Source organism: Biostraticola tofi (assembly GCF_004343195.1).
In the GTDB taxonomy this organism is placed as follows: Bacteria; Pseudomonadota; Gammaproteobacteria; order Enterobacterales; family Enterobacteriaceae; genus Biostraticola; species Biostraticola tofi.
Genome location: NZ_SMCR01000008.1, coordinates 69,605 through 93,702, shown reverse-complemented (window position 1 = coordinate 93,702; position 24,098 = coordinate 69,605). Strand labels below are relative to the sequence as shown.

Annotated in this window: 18 protein-coding genes; 14 read left to right on the top strand and 4 right to left on the bottom strand. The window is 55.8% G+C overall.

Translation table 11 applies throughout. The features are described from left to right. The first annotated feature begins 38 nt into the window (after window positions 1–38). The 3 genes from uvrD to EDC52_RS15455 all read left to right on the top strand — a co-directional run bounded on the left by uvrD (window position 39) and on the right by EDC52_RS15455 (window position 4,713). Complete coding sequence (uvrD, locus tag EDC52_RS15465) at window positions 39–2,204, top strand: DNA helicase II (RefSeq protein ID WP_131866474.1); 2,166 nt, start codon at window positions 39–41, stop codon at window positions 2,202–2,204. Between the two features lie 348 nt (window positions 2,205–2,552). After that, the gene (gene corA / locus EDC52_RS15460; RefSeq protein ID WP_131866472.1) at window positions 2,553–3,503 is read left to right on the top strand and encodes a magnesium/cobalt transporter CorA; all 951 of its coding nucleotides are present in this window, start codon (window positions 2,553–2,555) and stop codon (window positions 3,501–3,503) included. Between the two features lie 157 nt (window positions 3,504–3,660). Next, a complete protein-coding gene (locus tag EDC52_RS15455) occupies window positions 3,661–4,713 on the top strand; it encodes an AbrB family transcriptional regulator (protein WP_131866470.1) in 1,053 nt (350 codons plus the stop codon). Here the strand turns inward: EDC52_RS15455 and rarD are convergent. Then, window positions 4,684–5,586 carry an EamA family transporter RarD gene (gene rarD, locus EDC52_RS15450; protein WP_131866468.1) on the bottom strand — a complete coding sequence of 301 codons (903 nt, stop codon included), beginning with the start codon at window positions 5,584–5,586 and terminating at the stop codon, window positions 4,684–4,686. The two genes, EDC52_RS15455 and rarD, sit on opposite strands and share 30 nt — an antisense overlap. A 330-nt stretch (window positions 5,587–5,916) precedes the next feature. Between rarD and pldA the strand changes: the two genes are divergently transcribed. Together pldA and recQ are read left to right on the top strand one after the other, a co-directional pair. Next, complete coding sequence (pldA, locus tag EDC52_RS15445) at window positions 5,917–6,786, top strand: phospholipase A (RefSeq protein ID WP_131866466.1); 870 nt, start codon at window positions 5,917–5,919, stop codon at window positions 6,784–6,786. Window positions 6,787–6,846: 60 nt separating this feature from the next. Beyond that, window positions 6,847–8,685 carry an ATP-dependent DNA helicase RecQ gene (gene recQ / locus EDC52_RS15440; protein ID WP_131866464.1) on the top strand — a complete coding sequence of 613 codons (1,839 nt, stop codon included), beginning with the start codon at window positions 6,847–6,849 and terminating at the stop codon, window positions 8,683–8,685. A gap of 5 nt (window positions 8,686–8,690) precedes the next feature. Here the strand turns inward: recQ and rhtB are convergent, their stop codons facing one another. Next, window positions 8,691–9,305 (bottom strand): homoserine/homoserine lactone efflux protein, encoded by a 615-nt coding sequence (gene rhtB / locus EDC52_RS15435; RefSeq protein WP_131866462.1) that lies wholly within the window; start codon window positions 9,303–9,305, stop codon window positions 8,691–8,693. 158 nt (window positions 9,306–9,463) lie between these two features. On the opposite strand from rhtB, the gene pldB reads away from it, so the two are divergent. Both pldB and yigL read left to right on the top strand, forming a co-directional pair. Continuing rightward, entirely contained in the window at window positions 9,464–10,465 is a 1,002-nt protein-coding gene (gene pldB / locus EDC52_RS15430) for a lysophospholipase L2 (RefSeq protein ID WP_131866460.1), read from the top strand. A gap of 45 nt (window positions 10,466–10,510) precedes the next feature. Further along, window positions 10,511–11,317: a sugar/pyridoxal phosphate phosphatase YigL gene (gene yigL, locus EDC52_RS15425; protein WP_131866458.1), complete on the top strand. Its 807-nt coding sequence runs from the start codon at window positions 10,511–10,513 to the stop codon at window positions 11,315–11,317. 182 nt (window positions 11,318–11,499) lie between these two features. Here yigL and EDC52_RS15420 read toward each other — a convergent pair whose 3' ends face one another. Next, window positions 11,500–12,360 (bottom strand): alpha/beta fold hydrolase, encoded by an 861-nt coding sequence (locus tag EDC52_RS15420; RefSeq protein ID WP_131866456.1) that lies wholly within the window; start codon window positions 12,358–12,360, stop codon window positions 11,500–11,502. Between the two features lie 216 nt (window positions 12,361–12,576). Between EDC52_RS15420 and EDC52_RS15415 the strand changes: the two genes are divergently transcribed. From EDC52_RS15415 to gntT, 3 genes are all read left to right on the top strand, one after another. Next, entirely contained in the window at window positions 12,577–13,272 is a 696-nt protein-coding gene (locus EDC52_RS15415; protein WP_131866454.1) for a pirin family protein, read from the top strand. A gap of 171 nt (window positions 13,273–13,443) precedes the next feature. Further along, window positions 13,444–14,439, top strand: coding sequence for a gluconate operon transcriptional repressor GntR (gene gntR / locus EDC52_RS15410; RefSeq protein WP_131866586.1), 996 nt, complete (start codon window positions 13,444–13,446; stop codon window positions 14,437–14,439). A gap of 242 nt (window positions 14,440–14,681) precedes the next feature. Then, window positions 14,682–15,998, top strand: coding sequence for a gluconate transporter (gene gntT / locus EDC52_RS15405; RefSeq protein WP_131866452.1), 1,317 nt, complete (start codon window positions 14,682–14,684; stop codon window positions 15,996–15,998). Window positions 15,999–16,124: 126 nt separating this feature from the next. On the opposite strand, the gene EDC52_RS15400 is transcribed toward gntT, so the two are convergent. Beyond that, window positions 16,125–16,718 (bottom strand): YhgN family NAAT transporter, encoded by a 594-nt coding sequence (locus EDC52_RS15400; protein ID WP_131866450.1) that lies wholly within the window; start codon window positions 16,716–16,718, stop codon window positions 16,125–16,127. Between the two features lie 189 nt (window positions 16,719–16,907). Here EDC52_RS15400 and asd point away from each other — a divergent pair, with 189 nt between their 5' ends. The 4 genes from asd (at window position 16,908) to glgC (ending at window position 24,051) form a co-directional block, all read left to right on the top strand. Further along, window positions 16,908–18,014 carry an aspartate-semialdehyde dehydrogenase gene (asd, locus tag EDC52_RS15395; RefSeq protein ID WP_131866448.1) on the top strand — a complete coding sequence of 369 codons (1,107 nt, stop codon included), beginning with the start codon at window positions 16,908–16,910 and terminating at the stop codon, window positions 18,012–18,014. Window positions 18,015–18,587: 573 nt separating this feature from the next. Further along, window positions 18,588–20,771 (top strand): 1,4-alpha-glucan branching protein GlgB, encoded by a 2,184-nt coding sequence (gene glgB, locus EDC52_RS15390; protein ID WP_131866446.1) that lies wholly within the window; start codon window positions 18,588–18,590, stop codon window positions 20,769–20,771. Continuing rightward, entirely contained in the window at window positions 20,772–22,778 is a 2,007-nt protein-coding gene (gene glgX, locus EDC52_RS15385; protein ID WP_131866445.1) for a glycogen debranching protein GlgX, read from the top strand. Next, a complete protein-coding gene (gene glgC, locus EDC52_RS15380; protein ID WP_131866443.1) occupies window positions 22,765–24,051 on the top strand; it encodes a glucose-1-phosphate adenylyltransferase in 1,287 nt (428 codons plus the stop codon). The genes glgX and glgC overlap by 14 nt, the downstream gene beginning before the upstream one ends. Window positions 24,052–24,098 lie beyond the last annotated feature (47 nt).

Sequence of the window (24,098 nt, the reverse complement as noted above, 5' to 3'; positions counted from 1 at the left end):
TTGGTCACTGGCTCCTTTTTGGCGAAATAAGGCTTTTTATGGACGTTTCTGACCTGCTTGTGGGCCTGAATGACAAGCAACGCGAGGCCGTAGCGGCCCCGCGCGGCAATCTACTGGTACTGGCCGGCGCCGGCAGCGGCAAAACCCGGGTCCTGGTACATCGTATCGCCTGGCTGTTAACGGTCGAAAACAGCTCGCCCTATTCAATCATGGCGGTGACGTTTACCAACAAAGCCGCCGCCGAAATGCGTCACCGCATTGAGCATTTACTCGGGACGGCCGGGCAGGGCGGTATGTGGATTGGAACGTTTCATGGTCTGGCGCACCGCTTGCTGCGCGCCCATCACCTGGATGCCAACCTGCCGCAGGATTTTCAGATATTGGACAGCGAAGATCAGCTTCGGCTGCTCAAGCGGCTTATCCGCGCCCTCAATCTGGATGAAAAGCAATGGCCGCCCCGGCAGGCGATGTGGTATATCGGCGGTAAAAAGGATGAAGGCCTGCGTCCGCAGCATGTGGAAAGCTATGGCAATCCGGTGGAGGCTACCTGGCAGCGTATCTACCAGGCCTATCAGGAAGCCTGCGATCGGGCCGGCCTGGTGGATTTCGCTGAACTGTTGCTGCGCGCCCATGAACTGTGGCTGAATAAACCCCATATCCTCAGGCATTACCGCGAGCGCTTTTCCCATATACTGGTGGATGAGTTCCAGGACACCAACCAGATCCAGTACGCCTGGATACGCATGCTGGCCGGCGACAGCGGCAACGTGATGATCGTTGGCGATGATGATCAGTCGATCTACGGCTGGCGCGGGGCCCAGGTCGAAAATATTCAGCGTTTCCTGAATGATTTTCCCGGTTCCCAGACCATTCGACTGGAGCAGAACTACCGGTCCACCAGCAATATCCTCAAAGCGGCGAACGCGTTGATTGCCAACAATGGCGGCCGGCTGGGGAAAAACCTGTGGACCGATGGCGCCGATGGCGAACCGATTTCGCTCTATTGCGCTTTCAACGAGCTGGATGAAGCTCGTTTTGTGGTCAACCGCATCAAGGTATGGCAGGAAAAAGGCGGTTCGCTCAAGGACTGCGCCATCCTTTACCGCAGCAACGCCCAGTCACGGGTCCTGGAAGAGGCGCTGCTGCAGCAAAGCATGCCGTACCGCATCTATGGCGGCATGCGATTCTTCGAGCGGCTGGAAATCAAGGACGCCATGTCCTATCTCCGGCTGATTGCCAACCGCAATGACGATGCCGCTTTTGAGCGGGTGGTGAATACCCCTACTCGCGGCATCGGCGATCGCACCCTGGACGTGGTCCGCCAGGCGGCGCGCGATCGACAGCAAACCCTGTGGCAGGCGACGCGCGGACTGTTGCAGGAGCGGGTGCTGGCCGGTCGGGCGGCGTCGGCGATGCAGCGCTTTATCGATCTTATCGATGCGCTGGCGACCGAGACGGCCGACTTGCCGCTGCATGTACAGACCGACCGGGTCATCAAAAACTCGGGCCTGTGGGCGATGTTCGAACAGGAGCAGGGCGAGAAGGGCCAGGCCCGCATCGAAAACCTTGAGGAGCTGGTGACGGCGGCGCGTCAGTACAGCTATCAGGATGAAGATCAGGATTTGCTGCCGCTGCAGGCGTTTTTGTCCCATGCGGCGCTGGAGGCCGGCGAAGGCCAGGCTGATGCCTATCAGGATGCGGTACAGCTGATGACCCTGCACTCGGCCAAAGGCCTGGAGTTTCCTCAGGTCTTTATCGTCGGCATGGAAGAGGGCATGTTCCCCAGCCAGATGTCGCTGGACGAAGGCGGCCGGCTGGAAGAAGAGCGCCGGCTGGCGTACGTCGGCGTGACCCGCGCCATGGAAAAACTGACCATCACCTATGCCGAAACCCGCCGTCTTTATGGTAAGGAAGCATTTCACCGGCCATCGCGCTTTGTCGGCGAACTGCCGCCTGACTGCGTAGAAGAAGTCAGGCTGCGCGCCAGCATCAGCAGGCCGATGAACCAGCGCCAAATCGGTGCGCCGATCAGTGAGAATGACAGTGGTTTCAGCCTGGGACAGCGGGTCCGCCATCCCAAGTTCGGTGAGGGAACGGTTATCAACCTGGAAGGCAGCGGTGAGCACAGCCGGCTGCAGATAGCATTCCAGGGGCAGGGCATCAAATGGCTGGTCGCCGCCTACGCCCGCCTCGAAACGGCCTGAAACCGAAGCCGTTCAAGTGAGCGGCCTCATAGGTACAAATTTGCAGCATATTGGCTCAGAACGAATATTGACTTTGTTTTTCATCTGGGCGTAACATGCGCGCACTATTTTGAAAGAGGATCTCGCTTTGGACACCCCCAGTAGATACTGGCTCGATAATCTGATTATCAGGTATAACCCCTAAAGCTATCCTTCCGCTGATGGCCTTAGGGCTTATCAGCGACCTCATCTGTTGTGTCGCGCCGAGTCAGATCTGTAATGGTCTGAAACTTGTCGGTGACGTTCTCACCTCCAGTTTCCGTGATCTAATGCGTTTCCCGATTGTCACCGCTTAGGAAGACATAGCGTATGCTTAACGCATTTAAACTGGATAATTGCCGCTTATATCGTTACGAGTCGGATGAAATCGACAACCTGGCCGGTTCGGTATGGGTTGATCTTATCGAACCCGGCGACGATGAGCGCGGCCGGGTTATGGATGAGCTCGGGCAAAGCCTGGCGACCCGGATCGAACTGGAGGATATCGAGGCTTCAGCGCGTTTTTTCGAAGATGAAGACGGCCTGCATATCCACTCCTTTTTTTTCTATGCCGACGCGGGTGATCACGCCGGGAATGCCACCGTGGCGTTCACCATTCGTGACGGACGGCTCTACACCCTGCGTGAACGTGAGCTGCCGGCCTTTCGGCTTTATCGGATGCGCTCGCGCAGCCAGACCCTGACCGACGGCAATGCCTATGAGCTGCTGCTTGATCTGTTCGAGACCAAAATCGAACAGCTGGCGGACGAAATAGAAAATATCTACAGCGATTTGGAATCGCTCAGCCTGGTGATCATGGAAGGTCATCAGGGCGATGAATATGATGAAGCGCTTTCAACCCTGGCTGAGCTGGAAGACGTCGGCTGGAAGGTACGTCTGTGCCTGATGGATACCCAGCGGGCGCTGAATTTCCTGGTACGCAAGGCCAGGCTGCCCTCAGGCCAGCTGGAGCAGGCGCGGGAAGTGCTGCGCGACATCGAGTCCCTGCTGCCGCACAATGAATCGCTTTTTCAGAAGGTCAACTTCCTGATGCAGGCGGCGATGGGTTTCATCAACATCGAGCAGAACCGCATCATCAAGATCTTCTCGGTGGTGTCGGTGGTGTTCCTGCCGCCGACCCTGGTGGCCTCCAGCTATGGCATGAACTTTCAATTCATGCCTGAGCTGAAATGGTCCTTTGGCTACCCAGGGGCCATCGCCCTGATGATCCTGGCCGGCATCGCACCCTATTTGTATTTCAAACGTCGTAACTGGCTCTGACGCCGACAGCTGGCCGTCGCTCACGGCCGCACGTTCCGCCCCACCGGCCAGGGTCACTGGCAGGAATATTGCCTTACGGCAATATTCCTGGTCTCATCTGGGCGGGGAATATGATAAAACGGGGTATATGGCCCGTTCATCCTGAAATTGACCCTATATGAAATCCCTCTCCGCGCCGCTGCAGTGGCTGATTCTGATTGCCTGCTCTCTGGGCCTGGGTTTTTTTCTGCAGGCTTATCACGTACCGGCGGCCCTGTTGCTCGGTCCAATGCTGGTCGGGGTGGTGATGGCGCTGCTCGGTGCCACCATTACCGTCTCCCCCAGGATCTTTATCGCCTGCCAGGCGATGCTGGGCTGCATGGTGGCGCTGACGCTATCGCCCGCGATATTTGGCGTACTGATTGCCGACTGGCCGACGATATTGCTGGTGCAACTGGTCACCCTGCTGGCCAGCGGGCTTGCCGGCTGGCTGCTGGTCAGGTTCAGTGCGTTACCCGGCCCTACCGGGGCATGGGGTTCTTCGCCCGGCGGCGCCTCGGCGATGGTCGCCATGTCAGAAGAGTTCGGCGCCGATGTCCGGCTGGTGGCATTCATGCAGTACCTGCGGGTGCTGCTGGTGGCCGCCGCCGCCGCGCTGGTGGCCCATCTGATCCTGCCGGAGCAGATCGCCGGACCGGCGGTAAACTGGTGGCCGGCGCTTGACGACCGTTTTGCGGCAACCCTGGCGGTCGCAACGGTGGGGGCCTGGCTGGGCCGTAAACTGCGGATACCCGCGGGCGCCATGCTGGGGCCGATGATCGCCGGCGCCGCCCTGCACGTGAGCGGTACGCTGACGATGCAGGTGCCCGAATGGCTGCTGGCGCTGGCGTATACTTTTATCGGCTGGAGCGTCGGGCTGCGCTTTACGCGATCCATTGTGCTGCTGGCGCTGAAAACCTTGCCGCAGATGCTGGCGTCGATTATCGGGCTGATGGCGATTTGCGGCATGATGGCCTGGGGATTGACGCTGGTATTGCCGGTCGACCTGCTGACCGCGTATCTGGCAACCAGCCCTGGCGGGCTGGATACGGCAGCGATCATTGCGGCGGGCGCCCAGGTCAATATCGGCTTTGTGATGGCGCTGCAAAGCCTGCGGCTGTTTACCATACTGCTGCTGGGGCCGGCGATGGCCCGTTTTATCTCACGTCGGGCTGCGGCGCATGCGGCGTGATTTGCGCGTGTACAGCAGGGCATCGGCGATAAATACCGCCAGCGCCAGCCAGATAAAGCCGAAAGTGAACAGTTTATCTTCGGTCATAGCTTCACCATAGAATACCGTTGCCAAGATGAACATCAGCGTTGGGCCAAGATACTGGAAAAAGCCCAGCGTCGACAGCTGCAGGCGGTTAGCGGCAGCGGTAAACAGCAGCAGCGGAATGGTGGTGATAATCCCTGCCGCTATCAGCAATGTGTTCAACTGCCAGGGATTGGCCGACATATGGCTGGTCGGGCTGTCGGCAAAAATAAACAGATAGACGGCGGCAAAGGGCAGCAGCCACAGGGTTTCTACCAGCATGCCGGTTTGTGGGTCTACGCCGAGTTTTTTACGCAGTAGGCCATACAGGGCAAAGGTGGCGGCAAGTCCCAGGGCGATAAGCGGCAGGGAGCCGAATTTCCACAGCTGCACCAGTACGCCGAGCACCGCCAGTACCACTGCCGCCCACTGCAGCCGGCGAAAGCGCTCGCCCAGAAACAGCATGCCCAGCAGGATATTCACCAGCGGGTTGATGAAATAGCCCAGGCTGGCTTCCAGCATATGGTGATTGTTTACCGCCCAGATATACAACAGCCAGTTACTGCCGATCAATACCGAGGTCAGCGCCAGGGCCAGCAGGACTTTCGGCTTACGGCACAACGCAGCTACCTGCCGCCATTTATCACTCAGGGTAATCAGCGCCAGCATGAAAAAAACTGACCAGATAATACGGTGGGTCAGTATTTCGCCGGCCGGAACCTGCTGGATAAGTTTGAAATAGGCGGGAGCCAGGCCCCATATAAGATAAGCTCCGAGCGCGCAAAGCACGCCCTGGCGGGTGGTATTCATCGTATTCCATGACCGGTTGGTTGTGCGCAAACAGGCGCGAGAGTATAAGGTAATCGGCGGCGATAAGCATCCTCAGCCGATAAGACGCCGGGCGTCCTGCGGTGTAAGAGGCGTTGACGACATAAAGGATCCCAGTGGTGCCCGCAGTCGGCGCACCGTGGTTAACAATATGTTGATATTATGCTTGTAAACGGTAACTTTCCAGCCCTGCCTCCGTTAGCCAAGCGTGCGGGTAATGAGTATTTTTTTAAATAAAAACACCGATAGTGTGTAAAATGATTCGCTTTGCATATATGTGTTCATGGGTTGCGCGCTTTCGGAGATAAATTTATGCGTACACTTGGCGGGGCTGTAGCGCTCTTCATCGGATCAACGGTATTAGTGCATGCGCAGGAAGCAACGATTGAAAAAATTCACGATGCACCCGCGATAAAAGGCAGTATCATAGCGAACCTGCTTCAGGAGCATGACAATCCATTCACGCTCTATCCGTATGAAAGCAATTACCTGCTTTATACCTATACCAGCGATATCAATAAAGAGGCCATCCGGTCATATGACTGGGCCGAGAATGCCAAGAAAGATGAGGTGGCTTTCCAACTGAGTCTTGGTTTTCCGCTATGGCGCGGTATCGCGGGGGAGAACTCGGTGCTGGGGGCTTCTTATACTCAGCGCTCCTGGTGGCAGATGTCTAATAAAGGCGAATCTTCACCGTTTCGTGAAACAAACTATGAACCACAGGTATTCCTCGGCTGGGCGACAGATTATAATTTTGCCGGCTGGACCCTGCGCGATGTGGAAGTGGGCCTGAACCATCAATCCAACGGACGCTCCGATCCGACATCACGCAGCTGGAACCGTGCTTACACCCGACTGATGGCGCAGAATGGCAACTGGCAGGTGGAAGTCAAACCCTGGCTCAAGCTGGGCAGCGGCGACAACAATGAGGATATCACCCGCTACATGGGCCATAATCGGCTGAAGGTAGGCTATACCTGGGGCGAGAGCGTGTTCAGCGTTGAAGGTCGCTATAATTGGAACAGCGGCTACGGCGGCGCCGAACTGGGCTGGAGTTATCCGGTTTCCAAGCATGTGCGGTTCTACACCCAGGTGTTCAGCGGCTACGGCGAGTCACTTATCGATTATGATCACCGCCAGACCCGTGTCGGTGTCGGCTTTATGCTCAACGACATGATGTAAGGTGTTAACTATTACCGGTGCCGGAAAGCAGGCGCCGGCATAAACCAAATTGGGGATGATGTGTCAACGGCGGCGGTAACAGAGCAGGAAACGCAGGCTCAGCAAGTGCTGCAGGACACCTTCGGCTATCAGCAGTTCCGGCCGGGTCAGCAAGCAATCATTAACACGGTCATCAGCGGTCGCGACTGCCTGGTGGTCATGCCTACCGGCGGCGGAAAGTCTCTCTGCTACCAGATTCCAGCGCTGGTGATGGACGGACTGACGCTGGTGGTTTCTCCGCTTATCTCGCTGATGAAAGATCAGGTCGACCAGCTCCTGGCCAACGGCGTTGCCGCCGCATGCCTGAATTCGACCCAGACCCGTGAGCAGCAGCATGACATCATGGCCGGCTGCCGCGACGGCAGCATCAGGATGCTGTATATCGCGCCAGAACGGCTGATGATGGATAACATGCTGGAACAGCTCCAGCAGTGGCGTCCGGCGATGATTGCGGTCGATGAGGCTCACTGTATTTCCCAGTGGGGACACGACTTCAGGCCTGAATACCGTACGCTTGGCCACATCAAGCGCCACTTCCCCGGCCTGCCCTTTATCGCCCTGACCGCGACCGCCGACAACGCGACCCGCGAAGACATCGTCCGGTTGCTGGATCTCCATGATCCGCTGATTCAGGTAAGCAGTTTCGATCGGCCCAATATTCGCTATACCCTGGTGGAAAAATACAAGCCGTTCGATCAGCTTTGGCATTTTGTTCAAAGCCAGCGTGGCAAAAGCGGCATTATTTACTGCAACAGCCGCGCCAAAGTGGAAGATATCAGCGCCCGGCTGCAGAGCCGCGGCGTAAGCGTAGGCGCCTATCATGCCGGGCTTGAGAACGGCGTACGCGCCCAGGTGCAGGAAGCCTTCCAGCGCGATGACCTGCAGGTGGTGGTGGCGACGGTGGCCTTCGGCATGGGCATCAACAAACCCAATGTGCGGTTTGTGCTGCATTTCGATATACCACGCACCATTGAGTCCTACTACCAAGAAACCGGCCGCGCCGGTCGGGACGGCCTGCCGGCCGAAGCGGTGCTGTTTTACGATCCGGCCGATATGGCCTGGCTGCGCCGCTGTCTTGAAGAGAAACCGCCGGGCGAGCAGCAGGATATAGAACGCCATAAACTGAACGCCATGGGGGCGTTTGCCGAAGCCCAGACCTGCCGCCGGCTGGTGTTGCTGAACTATTTCGGTGAAGGACGCCAGCAACCCTGCGGCAACTGCGATATCTGCCTGGATCCCCCCAAGCGCTATGACGGGCTCGAAGAGGCGCGCAAAGCCCTGTCCTGCGTTTATCGCGTCGGCCAGCGCTTCGGCATGGCCTATATCGTCGAGGTGCTGCGTGGCGCCAACAGCCAGCGAATCCGCGAAAACGGCCATGATAAACTGCCGGTATACGGTATTGGCCGGGAGCGCTCGAACGAACACTGGATAAGCGTACTACGCCAGCTGATTCATCTGGGGCTGGTCAACCAGAATATTACCCAGCATTCCGCCTTGCAGCTGACTGAATCAGCGCGGCCGGTGCTGCGCGGCGAAGTGCCGCTGCTGCTGGCGGAACCGCGCGTGACCAACCTGAAAGCCCGTGCGGCGCCCAAAGCGCACGTGGGTAACTATGATCGCCATTTGTTTGCCAAGCTGCGAAAATTGCGTAAATCCCTGGCTGATGAAGCGAACGTACCACCTTATGTGGTCTTCAACGATGCAACGTTACTGGAGATGGCTGAGCAGCTCCCGGTCACCGCCAATGACATGCTGCGGGTCAATGGCGTGGGTAATCGGAAGCTGGACCGCTTCGGTATGCCTTTTCTGTCGGTTATTCGCGAACACCTGGTGGATGACGACATCCTGCCGGTGCGCTGAACATCCTATTTGGCGGTGGCCAGCAGCGCGCTAACCATAATGAACAATGAGCCAAAAATACGGTTCAGCAGCTTCATCTGGCGCGGCCCCTTCAGCCATTTTGAGACATGGGTCGCCAAGTTGGCATAGCCAATCATTACCACCAGATCAACCACCAGCGTGGTGATGCCCAGCACCAGGTACTGAATGACCTGGGGCTCGCCGGCAATGATGAACTGCGGAAACAGCGCGGCCAGGAACACGATGCTTTTGGGATTGGTCAGGTTAACCAGTATCGCGCGCTTAAACAGCCTGCGCCGCGATACGCCGCCTGCTTGCGCGTTCAGCACCAGCCCGGATCCGGAGCGCCATTGCTGGATACCCAGCCAGATAAGATAGGCCACGCCGAGCCATTTCAGGATTTCAAACGCCAGTACCGACTGGGTAAACAGCGTACCGAGCCCGATGCCGACCAACATGATATGACTCGCCAGGCCGACCTGCAGGCCGGCAATCGACGCCACGGCGCCTCTTGCGCCATAGCTGATACCGGTGCTCATGGTGTTGATAGCCCCAGAACCGGGGGAAATGCTCAATATGGTCGTTGTGACAAAGTAGGCCAGCCACCAGTGCCAGGTCATTAATTGTACTCCCTGAAAAGCGCTTTTTGTGTCACAATACTCCTAAGTCAGGATATGCGCCACAACTGAGCGCGGTACCTCATCATTCCTATCTGCCGGCGAATTTTCCCGGTGTCCGGCCCGTGGTTCACCCCCGTAAGACGTCAGGAGCAGCACAGGTGTTATCAGTATTCAGACAAAGCTGGCAAAAGCGGGAACAGCAATTCTCCGCCTTTGCTACCGGCCCTTTACTGGACTTCTGGCGTCAGCGGGAAGAAGGCGAATTCATCGGCGTCAATGGGTTGCCGATCGGCTTTGTCCGGCTCTGTTCACCTGCCCATGACAAAGTGGTGGTCATCAGTACCGGGCGGATTGAAAGTTACGTTAAATACCAGGAGGTCGCCTATGACCTCTATCATTGCGGCTATGACGTGCTGATTATGGATCACCGGGGCCAGGGGCGGTCCGGCCGGTTGCTGGAAGACAGCCATCGGGGCCACGTGCAGCATTTTGACGATTATGTCCGGGATTTTTCGCTGTTCTGGCAGCGCTACGTTCCGCGGGACCGTTACCGATGCCGTTTTGCGCTGGCGCACTCAATGGGCGGCGCTATCCTGGCGCTGTTTCTGGCCCGCGAACCCGATTGCTGCGATGCGGCGGTGCTGTGCGCGCCGATGTTCGGCATCCGGCTGCCGATGCCATCCTGGCTGGCTTGGCGGGTGCTTGAATGGGCTGAAGGGCGCCCCAGGCTGCGCGATACTTACGCTGTCGGCACCGGTGCCTGGCATCCCAGTCCGTTCAGGGCCAACCTACTGACCCATAGCCGGCAGCGTTATCAACGCAGTCTACGCCTGTACGCCGATGAGCCGACACTCAGAGTCGGTGGCCCGACCTATCATTGGGTACGTGAAGGACTGATTGCCAGCCAGGGCGTTATGGATAATGCGGCTACGCTCACAACACCTGTCATGCTACTGCAAGCTGGCGAGGACAAAGTGGTCGATAACCGCAGCCATGGGGCATTTTGTCGCGCCATGGCCGCGGCGGGTCATCCTTGTGAAGGCAATCAGCCGGTCTGCCTGCCAGGCGCGCGGCATGAAATTTTGTTTGAAAAAGACAGCCTGCGTGCCGATGCATTGAACATGATCACCGACTTTTTCGCGCGGTATCACTCATGCTGACGGCGTCTAACGTCGTCGCTCAACGTCAGAGGTTTAATAAGTATTATGTATTCAGTTGTCGCTTCCGATCTTGATGGCACCCTGCTTGCGCCGGACCATACTCTTACGCCTTATACCAAGGAAACCCTGCGTCTGCTGACCGCGCGCAACGTCCATTTTGTGTTTGCGACCGGCCGACACCACATCGACGTTTCCCAAATTCGCGATAATCTGGGTATTAGCGCCTATATGATCACCTCCAACGGCGCCCGCGTCCATAATGCCCAGGGCGATCTTATTTTTTCCCATAACCTGGATGAAGATATCGCCGCCGATTTGTTTGGTCTGGTGCATCAAGATCCGCAGATCCTGACCAACGTCTATCGGAACGACGACTGGTATATGAATCGCGATCGTCTTGATCAACAAGATTTTTTCCGCGAATCAAAATTCCATTACCAGATTTACCAGCCCGGGCTGCTAGAAACCGACGGCATCTGCAAGGTCTACTTTACCAGCGATAATCACCAGCGACTGCTTGAATTGGAAGCGGCCCTGAACGCACGCTGGGGCGATCGGGTTAACGTCAGTTTCTCGCTGCCGGTGTGCCTCGAAGTGATGGCCGGCGGCGTATCAAAGGGACATGCGCTGGATCAGGTGGCTAAACTGCTGGGCTTTACCCTGGCCGAATGCATTTCCTTCGGCGACGGCATGAACGACAAAGAGATGCTGGCCATGGCCGGCAAGGGCTGCCTGATGAGCAATTCGCATCAGCGTCTGAAAGACTTATTGCCAGAGCTTGAAGTCATCGGCACTAATGAACAGCAGTCAGTTCCGCGCTTCCTGCGGCAGATGTATCTAGGCGGCGAATAAAAAGTGCTTTACAAGTGCGAATGATAATGATTATTATTGCCTTGCGTTCCGCTGAGGGCTTTCTCGGGAGATTCTTGGCGTGAAGGCACGACATTGCTCACATTGCTTCCAGTATTATTTCAGCCAGCTTGGGTGCTGGCTTTTTTTTTGCTGTGAGGATCGTAGAAAGGTTTTTTGAGTTTTCAGGGGCGACTCAGGAACAAGCTCAATTTGGCAGCGAGTGCTTCAGGGGCTTGCTCTGCCATATGATGACCACTGTTTAGGGTTCCGCTACGCAGGTCATGAGCCCAGTTTTTCCAGATGGCGGGGATATCAGCGTACAACTCAGCTAAATCATCCTGTTCAGACCACAAGCACAACACCGGGCACGCTATTTTGCGATTGTTCCTGCGGTCTTCTTCCTCATGCAGCCTATCTATGGATAATCCAGCACGATAATCTTCCAGCATTGTATGGACCGTTTCAGGTGAATGTATGGCTCGCCGATAATCTTCATACTCTTCATCGCCCATGTTATCGGGCCGTTCTCCGTACCAGGCATCGGGATCTGCCAGAATGGCTCGCTCTGGTTTTTCTGCTTGAGCGAAGAAAAACCAGTGGTACCACTGTCGGGCGAACCGTTCATCACATCGTTCAAGCGCTTCAAGAATTGGAACGCAATCAAGCACCGCTAATTGTGAAATTCTGTCAGGATAATCCAAAGCTGCGCGGTAAGCCGTATAACTTCCCCTGTCGTGCCCGACCAATGCAAAACGTTCAAAGCCAAAATAAAGCATCAGCTCTATGCAATCTTTTGCCTTCGCTCTTTTGGATGAATTCGCGTGATCAGGCAAATCCTGGGGTTTAGAAGACTGACCGAACCCACGAAGATCTGGACAAATTACCGTAAAGGATTTAGCAAGTATCGGGGCTACTTTCGACCAGGTAGCATGGGTGCGCGGATGCCCGTGTAGCAACAATACTGGCGGGCCATTACCGCCATGGCGGACATTCAAGACAGCATTGGAAAGAGTGACTTTTTGCTGTGAAAATCCTTCAAACATTTTTTTTTCCTTGCCGGGTCGAAAACCTGATTATAGTCCGTTCTGTCTAGTTAGATCCCCCTTTTGCCATAACGCCGAGATCGGCAAATCACCGATAGTCGGGTCTATTTACGGCTGACAACTCATTCGAATAATTTGAATCGTGGGGTGAGTTTTTTACGCTATCTTATTCCTGGCCCAGAGCTAGACTAGAAAAAACGTTGAGGAGACTTGAACATGATTTATCTACGCTCTGCCAAAGACCGTGGTCACGCCAACCATGGTTGGCTGGATAGCTGGCACACTTTTTCGTTTGCTGATTATTATGATGCTGACTTTATGGGGTTTTCCGCCCTGCGGGTCATCAATGAAGACCGCATTGCTGCAGGAAAAGGTTTTGGTACCCATCCCCATAAAGATATGGAAATACTGACATACGTGCTGTCCGGAACGGTCGAACATCAGGACAGCATGGGCAACAAAGAACAGATCCAGGCCGGTGAGTTCCAAATCATGAGCGCCGGCACCGGCGTACGCCACTCCGAATACAATGGCCGTGATGACAGCGAGCTGCATCTCTATCAGATCTGGATTATCCCGCAGCAGACCGGACTGGCGCCGCGTTACGAACAGCGCCGTTTCGATGTGCTGCAGGGACGGCAACTGGTGCTGTCGCCGGACGCCAGAGAAGGTTCGCTCAAAGTCTTTCAGGATATGACGCTGTCCCGCTGGGCCATGTCGGCAGGTCAGGAAGAGGGTTATCAACCAGCGCCTGGCCGTCGCCTATGGATCCAGGTGGTGCGCGGCGAAGTCAAGGTTAATGGCCAGCTGGCATCGACCAGTGATGCTCTGGCAATATGGGATGAGCCTGCGGTCACCCTGCAGGCCACCGCAGACAGTGAGGTATTGCTGTTCGATCTGCCGCCGGTGTGAGGGCCGGGGCCGCATGCTTGTGGCCGCATGCTTATTGCCTTGACGTCACTGGAGATAGGCCCCCTTTGGCATCATCAGGCTATCATCACCCACCGCCGCTGGAAAAACACCCCCGGCGGCAGTTTTTTTGCTAAACTCCGGCCATTACCGGACGGGGTTAACATGTCAATAATAAAGAAGAAAAGACCGGGGCTGCAGGATGTAGCCGACAGGGTGGGCGTCACCAAAATGACGGTCAGTCGTTATTTACGTAATCCGGCACTGGTCTCGGAAGCCCTGCAGCAGAAAATCGCCGTTGCGCTCGACGATCTGGGATACATTCCTAACCGTGCTCCCGATATCCTGTCCAATGCGACCAGCCGCGCCATCGGCGTGCTACTGCCTTCACTGACCAATCAGGTGTTTGCCGAAGTACTGCGCGGCATTGAACAGGTGACTGACGCCAACGGCTATCAGACCATGCTGGCTCATTATGGTTATCAGCAGCAGACTGAAGAACTGCGTCTGACCTCGTTGCTCTCATACAATATCGATGGCCTGATCCTGGCTGAACGCAGCCACACTCCCCGCACCTTGAAGATGATTGAAGTGGCCGGCATTCCGGTGGTTGAGATCATGGACAGTGTCTCCCCCTGCCTGGATATGGCGGTTGGTTTTGATAATTACGCAGCGGCCAGGCAGATGACCCAGGCGATTATCGACCGCGGGCATCCCCATGTGGTCTATTTCGGCGCTCGGCTGGATGAACGGACTCTGATCAAGCAGCAGGGTTACCAGCAGGCGATGCGCGATAACGGCCTTATCGCCCACAGTATGATGGTTGCCGAGTCATCCTCTTATTCCACCGGCGCCGAACTGACCCGACGCGCCCAGCAGGAATATCCCGCGATTAACGGCATTGTCTGCACCAATGATGACCTGGCAATCGGCGCCATCTTTGAATGCCAGCGCCAGGGGCTGCGTATCCCACAGGATATGGCGGTGGCAGGTTTTCACGGGCATGATATTGCGCAGGTCATGCATCCCAGGCTTGCCAGCGTACTAACCCCGCGCGAAGAAATGGGCCGTATCAGCGCCGAGCGGCTGCTGGCGCGCCTTCGTGGCTTGCCGGTGCCGGGTGCTAAAACTGATGTTGGCTTTCAAATACTGCCTGGAGACAGTATTTAACGTTTGTAAAGCTACGATTAATTTATCTACAAATATGATCAGCCTCTCAAAATAGCAATTTCCCTCACCCGGCCCCTCTGCAACGGGCAATGTTACCGGTATCATGATACCGGTAACATTTGCAGAGCTATCTGTTTTCACTTAAGCAGGCGAAAAAGCGATTTCTTTGCCAAACTAAATAGGATAGCTATCCTCCGGTAGCAAACCGCTCCGTCATTCCGGTTTTTTATGGATTACTTATCATGCCGCTCATAATTGTAGCAATAGGCGTAGCGCTGCTGCTCCTGCTGATGATTCGTTTCAAATTGAATGGTTTTATAGCATTGATCCTGGTTGCCTTGGCAGTTGGCTTCATGCAGGGTATGCCGGTCAACAAGGTTATCGGCTCAATCAAGGCAGGTGTAGGCGGCACGCTCGGCAGTCTGGCGCTGATAATGGGTTTCGGCGCCATGCTGGGCAAAATGCTGGCGGACTGCGGCGGGGCACAGCGCATTGCCACTACGCTGATTGAAAAATTTGGCAGACAGCATATACAGTGGGCGGTGGTCCTCACCGGTTTTACCGTGGGTTTTGCCCTGTTCTATGAAGTCGGTTTCGTCCTGATGCTGCCGCTGGTGTTCAGCATCGCCGCTTCAGCCCGTATTCCTCTGCTGTATGTCGGGGTGCCGATGGCGGCCGCGCTGTCGGTGACCCACGGTTTCCTGCCTCCTCATCCGGGACCCACGGCGATCGCCACTATCTTCCAGGCGGATATGGGTAAAACCCTGCTGTTCGGCACTATCCTGGCAATTCCGACCGTCATTCTGGCAGGCCCAGTGTATTCCCGTTTTCTGAAAGGTATCGACAAGCCGGTGCCTGAAGGTCTTTATAACCCCAAGACCTTTACCGAGCAGGAAATGCCCAGCTTCAGCGTTAGCGTCTGGACCTCTCTGGTGCCGGTGGTACTGATGGCGATCCGCGCCGTGGCGGAAATGGTGCTGCCTACCGGTCATCCGGTACTGGCCTATGCCGAGTTCTTCGGTGATCCGGTGATCGCCACGTTGATTGCGGTGCTGATTGCTATCTTCACTTTTGGTCTTAATCGCGGTCGCAGCATGGACGAAGTGATGGGGACTATCACCGACTCGATCAAAATCATCGCCATGATGCTGCTGATTATCGGCGGTGGCGGTGCATTCAAGCAGGTGCTGGTCGACAGCGGCGTTGAAAAATATATTGCCGCCCTGATGGAAGGCAGTGCGGTTTCACCTCTGCTGCTGGCCTGGTCCATTGCCGCTATCTTGCGTATCGCGCTGGGTTCGGCCACTGTTGCCGCCATCACTGCCGGCGGCATCGCCGCGCCGCTGATTGCCACAACCGGCGTCAGTCCTGAACTGATGGTATTGGCGGTCGGCTCAGGCAGCGTGATTTTCTCGCACGTTAATGATCCGGGTTTCTGGCTGTTCAAGGAGTATTTCAACCTGACCATCATGGAAACCATTAAATCCTGGTCGGCGCTGGAAACCATTATTTCGGTCTGCGGCCTGATTGGCTGCCTGCTGCTTAATATAGTGATTTAATCGTCCCCTTCTTCCGCGCCGAGCGGCGCGGAAGAAGGGCAAAACTGCGGTAACCCCGCTTTTTCAACAGGGACAGGTTTCCTTACCGCTATCGCTGCCACACTGGCTGCTGGCAATCTCCTGACATCATATTTTCAGGTAGGCCCGCACGCCATCCAGGAACATCTGGGTGGCGATCATCACCAGCAGCAAGCCCATCAGCCGCTCGAGCGCACTGACCCCCTTATCGCCCAACAGACGCAGGAACAGGCCGGACAGCATCAGGATGATGACCGACAGTCCCCAGGCAATCATCAGGGCGAACACCAGGTGGTCTACCTGGTTCGGATACTGGTGGGAAAGCAGCATCAGCGTCGCCAGAATGGAAGGGCCGGCGACCAGGGGGATTGCCAGCGGCACCAGAAAAGGCTCTTCGCCGGCCGGCAGTCCACTGCTGCTGCCCTCCTGGGTAGGGAATATCATTTTGATGGCGATCAGAAACAGAATGATGCCGCCTGAAATCGATACGGTTTCAGTCCGTAGATTAAGAAAGCTGAGAATACGTTCGCCGGCAAACAGGAAAATCAGCATTAGCAGCAAGGCGATCAACATTTCGCGAATCACAATAATGCGCCGACGTCTGGGCTCGATATGTTTCAGCACCGACATAAAGATCGGCAGGTTGCCCAATGGATCCATTATCAGAAACAGCAATACCGTTGCTGAGATCATTTCAGTCATACTTTCCCCATTCATTGTTGCCAAATTGCTGCATTGAACCCGCTTTATGCCGGATCATTAGCGCTATTGCTGAAAAACAGTCGGTTATCGAATAATTTCACTTGCGGCTTTTCCGCCTATTTTTGTAAGGTGGGAACAGAGTAATTATTCGCCCCTTAATGTCACCCTCCATGGCAGGACACAGTAATCATGAAAAACGTAGGTTTTATTGGCTGGCGCGGTATGGTCGGTTCGGTGCTCATGCAACGCATGAACGAAGAACGTGATTTTGACGCCATCCGTCCGGTATTCTTTTCTACTTCCCAGCATGGCCAGGCCGCGCCGGTAGTCAATGGCCAGCACGGGACGCTGCAGGATGCCGGGGATCTGGCGGCGCTCAGCGCCCTGGATATTATCATTACCTGCCAGGGTGGGGATTATACTAACGAAATTTATCCCAAGCTGCGCGCCGCCGGTTGGCAGGGTTACTGGATTGATGCCGCATCTTCGCTGCGCATGAAAGACGATGCCATCATCATCCTCGATCCGGTCAACCATGCCGTTATCAAACAAGGCCTGGAAAATGGCATCAAGACGTTTGTCGGCGGCAACTGTACCGTGAGCCTGATGCTGATGTCACTGGGCGGCCTATTCGCCCATAATCTGGTGGACTGGGTGTCTGTCGCAACCTACCAGGCGGCCTCCGGCGGCGGTGCCCGCCATATGCGCGAGCTACTGGTTCAAATGGGCATGCTGCATGGCGGCGTGGCGGCTGAGCTGCAGAATCCGGCATCAGCCATTCTGGATATTGAACGTAAAGTGACGGCACTGACCCGCAGCGGCACCCTGCCGACTGATAATTTCGGTGTGCCGCTGGCCGGCAGCCTGATCCCCTGGATCGACAAGCAGCTTGATAACGGCCAGAGCCGCGAAGAGTGGAAAGGCCAGGCTGAAACCAATAAAATCCTTAACAGCCAACGGGTGATTCCGGTAGATGGTCTTTGCGTGCGCGTCGGCGCTCTGCGCTGCCACAGCCAGGCTTTTACCATCAAGCTGAAACAGGATGTTGGACTTGAAGATATCCACCAACTGCTGGCAGCCCATAATGAGTGGGTAAACGTGGTGCCTAATGACCGTGAACTATCGATGCGCGAGCTGACGCCGGCGGCGGTTACCGGCACTCTGAAAACCCCGGTCGGACGTCTGCGCAAACTCACTATGGGGCCGGAATATCTGTCAGCCTTCACCGTCGGTGACCAGCTGCTGTGGGGCGCGGCTGAACCCTTGCGACGCATGATGCGCCTGCTGGTGGACTGATAGGCGTTATACCTGCCCGCTGTTGCGGGCAGCACTTGCGGCTGGCCGTTTAGGCGGCCGTAGGCATATGTCCTGTCTGCTGCAGCAAACCGCGTTTTCTTATCAGTGCATGCCAGACCGGTCTCGGGTCAAATCCTTTCACCATCAACCCGCTTTCAGAATAATTAAGTGATTAATTGTGCTATTAATCACATTCTGTCAGAACCCCTTACACTTTCGGTTACCCTTCCTTTAAGCAGCGACTGTTTTTATTTTAATGATTAATAAAAAGAATTTATTTTTGCGCGCAAAAGGGTCCCTTCTTTCCTTTGAAAAATAAAAAATTAGTTGATGCTGGTTAATCTTTACTTTGAACCTTTGACTATGCTTATTATTGTAAGGCCCACAATTACACGCATAGTGTAATAGCCTTTCCTATGGATTTCTGAACACGCAAATGCCTCCTGCCTGAAAACGGCGGGATAGCTGACGCCGCTATCTCAAGCAGGCGATTCGGGCTGCGTATTCAGGCAAGAGAGCGTTTTATTTTATAGATATTCTTTTATTTCATGGAGTAAGAAAAGGAATAGTGCCATGTCAGGATTTCCCGACCATGAGGTCATTTCAGCGTTAATCTCAGGACGCTATGCCGATCCCTTTTCATTGCTCGGCATGCATAATACCGCCGAAGGTTTGGTTGTCCGGGCTTTATTACCTGATGCCAGCGCAGTGACATTAATAGATGCAAAAAATGGGCGCAAGGTCACAGATTTAATTTGCGTCGATCAAAGAGGTTTTTTTTCTGCGGTTGTCGGCCGGCGCAAAAAACCTTTTCTTTACCAATTGGCCGTTACCTGGCACGAGCAGACTTATGTCATAGAAGATCCTTACCGGTTCGGTCCGCTATTACAAGATGTGGACAGCTGGCTGCTGGCTGAAGGAACCCATCTGCGTCCTTATGAACGTCTTGGCGCCCATCCTGAGATGCTGGACGGCATCGCGGGGATTCGATTTGCCGTCTGGGCACCCAACGCCCAGCGGGTGTCAGTGGTTGGTGAGTTTAATTTCTGGGATGGCCGGCGTCATCCGATGCGCCAGCGCCGTGAAAACGGCATCTGGGAATTGTTCCTGCCCGCCGTAACCACGGGCCAGCTGTATAAATACGAAATTATCGATTGCCATGGCGATACTCGGCTGAAAGCCGACCCCTATGCCTTCGAGGCACAGATGCGTCCGGAGACCGCTTCGCTGACCCGCGGCATTCCGGCTATCGTCGAGCCTGACGCCGAGCGAAGCCATGCCAATGCGCTGGATAAGCCGATTTCTATTTATGAAGTGCATCTGGGGTCCTGGCGGCGTCACGCGGACAATAACTACTGGCTCAGCTATCAAGAGCTGGCCGATCAGCTGATAGGCTATGTGCAGCATATGGGCTTTACCCATATAGAGCTGCTGCCGATCAATGAACATCCTTTTGATGGCAGTTGGGGCTACCAGCCGCTCGGGATCTATGCGCCCACGCGCCGTTTCGGAACCCCAGAAGACTTTCGTGCGCTTATCCAGGCGGCCCATCGAGCCGGCATCAATGTGTTGCTGGACTGGGTGCCAGGGCATTTCCCCAGCGATGAGTTCGGGCTGGCCAAATTCGACGGCAGCTCACTTTATGAATATGCCGACCCCCGTGAAGGCCTTCACCAGGACTGGAACACCCTTATCTATAACTACGGGCGCAATGAAGTGCGTAATTATCTGGCCGGGAATGCGCTGTTCTGGCTGGAACGTTATGGCATTGACGGATTGCGCGTAGACGCTGTGGCCTCAATGATTTATCGAGACTATAGCCGGCCTGCCGGGGAGTGGATCCCCAACCATTATGGCGGCAATGAAAACCTGGAAGCGATAGCTTTCCTGCGTTATACCAACCATACCGTCGGTACCCAGCGTGATGGTTCAGTCACCATTGCCGAAGAATCGACCTCTTTTTCCGGGGTAACTTCGCCACCGGAAAATGGCGGCCTGGGATTCCATTACAAATGGAATATGGGCTGGATGAACGACACCCTGAAATATATGCAGCTTGATCCGGTACACCGCAGATACCACCACAACCAGATGACTTTCAGTATGGTGTATGCCTACAGCGAGAACTTTGTGCTGCCGCTATCCCATGACGAAGTTGTCCACGGCAAGCATTCAATTCTCGGGCGCATGCCCGGCGACGACTGGCAGAAGTTCGCCAATCTTCGCGCCTACTATGGCTTTATGTGGGGTCATCCGGGCAAGAAGCTGCTGTTTATGGGCAACGAATTCGCTCAACGCCGTGAATGGGATCATGATCGCAGTCTTGACTGGCATCTGCTGGACGACGCCGCAGGCCCACACAGCGGAGTGCAGCGTTTGGTGCGTGACCTGAATGCCTGTTATCGGCAGTATGCGCCGCTTTATCAGCAAGACTGCAGCTATAACGGCTTTGAGTGGCTGGTAGCCGATGACAGCGAAAATTCGGTCTTCGCTTTTCTGCGCCGGGATAATGACGGCAATGAAATCATGGTGGTCAGCAACTTTACGCCGGTTCCGCGTCCTGGCTATCGTATCGGCATCCCTCATTCCGGCCGCTGGCGCGAAATTCTGAATACCGACTCGAGCTATTACAACGGCAGTAATACCGGCAATGGCGGTGAAATCCACAGCCAGCCCCATCCCAGCCACCAACGGGAACATTCCGTTCAACTGACGCTGCCTCCATTGGCAACGCTGTTCCTGGTCAGGGAGGGCTAGATGACCCGGCTTGCGGCAGGTTCACCTTTACCCCTTGGGGCCAGCTTTGATGGCAAAGGCGTTAATTTCAGCCTGATGTCTGAGCATGCCGATCGGGTAGTGCTGTGCCTGTTTGATGACCAGGGGCGGGAGATGCAGTGTGATCTGCCTGTGCGTAGCGGAAACTACTGGCACGGCTATCTGCCCGATGCCCGTCCCGGTCTGCGCTATGGCTATCGGCTGCACGGTCCCTTTCAGCCTGAGGCCGGACATCGTTTCAATCCGGCTAAACGGGTCATTGATCCGAGCGGTCGTGCGGTTGACGGCCGGGTCGGCGATGAACCGGAGCTTTATGATGGGCAACCGACGCCCAGCCAGTCCGACAGCTCGGCGCGGGTACCCAAAAGCATCGTGGTCGATGAGCGTTATGACTGGCAGCAGGATATCGCCCCGGCGACGCCTTGGGGAAAAACGGTGATTTACGAAGCCCATGTGCGGGGCCTGACGCGCTTGCATCCGCAGATCCCGGCCGACCTGCGCGGCACCTATGCCGCTATCGGCCATCCAGTAATGATTGATTATCTCAGGCAACTGGGTATCACCGCGCTGGAATTGTTGCCGGTACAGCAGCATGCCGATGAGCCCAGGCTGCAGCGGCTTGGACTGCGTAATTATTGGGGCTATAACGTGCTAGCTCCCTATGCGGTTGAGGCCTCATATGCGTCGGGCATTGACGGCCGCACCCCGCTGAACGAATTCCGCGATATGGTCAGGGCGCTGCACCAGGCCGGCATTGAGGTGATTCTGGATGTGGTATTCAACCACAGCGCCGAACTGGATCTGGACGGACCGGTGCTGTCGCTGCGGGCGATAGATAACCGCAGCTGGTACTGGCTGGATGACCGCGGCGGCTATCAGAATTGGACCGGTTGCGGCAATACCCTGCGGCTTAACCATCCTGACGTGACGGAACAGATACTGGATTGCCTGCGCTTCTGGGTCCAGGCCTGCCATGTGGACGGTTTCCGCTTTGATCTGGCAACCGTCCTCGGGCGAACGCCGGACTTCGACCCGCGGGCGCCGCTGCTTGCCGCCATCGGCGCTTGCCCGATATTGTCCGGCATCAAACTTATCGCTGAACCTTGGGATATCGGTCCGGCAGGTTATCAGGTTGGACATTTTCCTGCGCCATTGGCGGAGTGGAATGATCGTTTCCGCGACCAGATCCGCCGTTTTTGGTTGCGCGGCGATATCCAGCCCGGTGAGTTTGCCACTCGTTTTGCCGCATCTGGCGATATCTACCCGGATCGGCCGCCGCATGCCTCGATCAATATGGTCACCGCCCATGACGGATTCACCCTGCAGGACCTGGTCAGCTTCGATACCAGGCACAACCATGATAACGGCGAGCAGAATCGCGACGGCGCCCAACAGAACTACAGCTGGAATCACGGCCATGAAGGCCTGGATGCGGATGCGGCTGTTCAGGGCCGCCGCCGCGTCAGCCAGCGGGCGTTACTGGCCAGCTTACTGCTCTCTCAGGGTACGCCGATGCTGCTGGCCGGTGATGAGTTCGGTCATAGCCAGCAGGGCAACAATAACGCCTTTTGCCAGGATAATGAACTGACCTGGCTGGACTGGGCGAGCGCCGACCCAGCGCTGCACGCCTTCACGACCGCGCTTATCCGGCTGCGCAGTGAAATCGCGGCCCTCAGCGATGACCACCGTTGGCAGTCGGCAGATGACGCGGCCGTACAGTGGTTGAATGATGCCGGCAAACCCATGAGCCCCACCGACTGGCAACAGAACAAACGCCAACTGCAGGTACTGCTGTCCGGCCGCTATCTGGTGCTTATCAATGGCGATGCAGCGCCTTATCACAGCATTTTGCCTGCTGGCGAATGGCGAATAACCGCGCCTTTTAGCCCTGCCGACAGCCCGCAGCCTTTGGCTGAATCAAGCGTCGCGGCCCGCTCTGTCATGGTGCTGGTAAAACAACAAAAAGGAATATGCCATGGTGAGGTTTGAACACCGGGATCCGGTCATGCTGGCAAGGCAACTGCCGATTCAATCGGTGGCGCTCATTCTGGCGGGCGGGCGAGGTTCTCGGCTCAGGGATTTGACCGCTACCCGCGCTAAACCGGCGGTACACTTTGGCGGAAAATTTCGCATCATCGATTTTGCCTTATCCAATTGCCTTAATTCCGGCATCCGCCGGATCGGCGTCATTACCCAATACCAGTCCCATACGCTGGTGCAGCATATCCAGCGCGGCTGGTCTTTCCTCAACGAGGAAATGAACGAGTTTGTCGATTTATTGCCGGCCCAGCAGCGGTTTGCCACTGAAAACTGGTATCGCGGCACCGCCGATGCCGTGTCGCAGAACCTGGATATCATCCGCCGCTACCGTGCCAAATACGTGGTGATACTGGCGGGCGATCATATCTATAAGATGGACTACTCACGGATGCTTATCGATCACGTCGAAAAGCAATCGCGCTGTACGGTGGCTTGTCTGCCGGTCAGTCGCGCCGAAGCAAGGGATTTTGGTGTCATAGCGGTGGACGAAAACTATCGGGTACTGAGTTTTGTCGAAAAACCGGCCGAGCCGCCGCTGATGCCGGGCCAGACCAATCAGTCACTGGCCAGCATGGGTATTTACATTTTTGACGCCGACTATCTGTTTGAATTGTTGGAGGAAGACATGGCCTGCGAGAACTCAAGTCATGACTTCGGCAAAGATATCATTCCCAAGGTGACGGCCAACGGCGAGGCCTGGGCGCATCCCTTTACGCTGTCCTGCGTTACCGCCGCTGAAGACGAATCGGCCAAGCCCTACTGGCGGGATGTCGGCACGCTTGACGCCTACTGGCGGGCCAATCTGGATCTCGCATCGGTGACGCCGGAACTCAATATGTACGATCAGGACTGGCCGATACGCACTCATATGGAGCCGTTGCCGCCGGCAAAATTTGTTCAGGATCGCGCCGGTAATCATGGTGTAACCCTGAATTCTCTGGTTTCGGGCGGCTGTATTCTTTCCGGAACCCATATTTCGCATTCCGTACTTTTCCCTCGCGTCAGGGTGAATTCCTTCTGCTCTGTCGAGGACGCAATACTATTGCCGGACGTGATTGTCGGTCGATCCTGCCGTTTAAAACGCTGCATCATCGATCGCGCCTGTCATCTACCGGAAGGCATGGTTATCGGGGAAAACGAGGAAGATGACAGGAAACGATTCCATCGCTCAGAGGAAGGGATCGTATTGGTAACACGCAGCATGTTGGCAAAACTTAGCTAAGGGAAGACCGTTAGGGGTCACTAAAAGTAATAAGCCACCAAAGGAGC

Bases quoted from the DNA above. Each gene is read 5' to 3' on its own strand.
- rarD (WP_131866468.1), bottom strand. From the start codon at position 5,586: ATGAATACCACCCGCCAGGGCGTGCTTTGCGCGCTCGGAGCTTATCTT.
- pldA (WP_131866466.1), top strand. From the start codon at position 5,917: ATGCGTACACTTGGCGGGGCTGTAGCGCTCTTCATCGGATCAACGGTA.
- asd (WP_131866448.1), top strand. From the start codon at position 16,908: ATGAAAAACGTAGGTTTTATTGGCTGGCGCGGTATGGTCGGTTCGGTG.
- glgB (WP_131866446.1), top strand. From the start codon at position 18,588: ATGTCAGGATTTCCCGACCATGAGGTCATTTCAGCGTTAATCTCAGGA.
- EDC52_RS15415 (WP_131866454.1), top strand. From the start codon at position 12,577: ATGATTTATCTACGCTCTGCCAAAGACCGTGGTCACGCCAACCATGGT.
- EDC52_RS15400 (WP_131866450.1), bottom strand. From the start codon at position 16,718: ATGACTGAAATGATCTCAGCAACGGTATTGCTGTTTCTGATAATGGAT.
- EDC52_RS15455 (WP_131866470.1), top strand. From the start codon at position 3,661: ATGAAATCCCTCTCCGCGCCGCTGCAGTGGCTGATTCTGATTGCCTGC.
- glgX (WP_131866445.1), top strand. From the start codon at position 20,772: ATGACCCGGCTTGCGGCAGGTTCACCTTTACCCCTTGGGGCCAGCTTT.
- gntT (WP_131866452.1), top strand. From the start codon at position 14,682: ATGCCGCTCATAATTGTAGCAATAGGCGTAGCGCTGCTGCTCCTGCTG.
- yigL (WP_131866458.1), top strand. From the start codon at position 10,511: ATGTATTCAGTTGTCGCTTCCGATCTTGATGGCACCCTGCTTGCGCCG.
- corA (WP_131866472.1), top strand. From the start codon at position 2,553: ATGCTTAACGCATTTAAACTGGATAATTGCCGCTTATATCGTTACGAG.
- glgC (WP_131866443.1), top strand. From the start codon at position 22,765: ATGGTGAGGTTTGAACACCGGGATCCGGTCATGCTGGCAAGGCAACTG.
- EDC52_RS15420 (WP_131866456.1), bottom strand. From the start codon at position 12,360: ATGTTTGAAGGATTTTCACAGCAAAAAGTCACTCTTTCCAATGCTGTC.
- rhtB (WP_131866462.1), bottom strand. From the start codon at position 9,305: ATGACCTGGCACTGGTGGCTGGCCTACTTTGTCACAACGACCATATTG.
- uvrD (WP_131866474.1), top strand. From the start codon at position 39: ATGGACGTTTCTGACCTGCTTGTGGGCCTGAATGACAAGCAACGCGAG.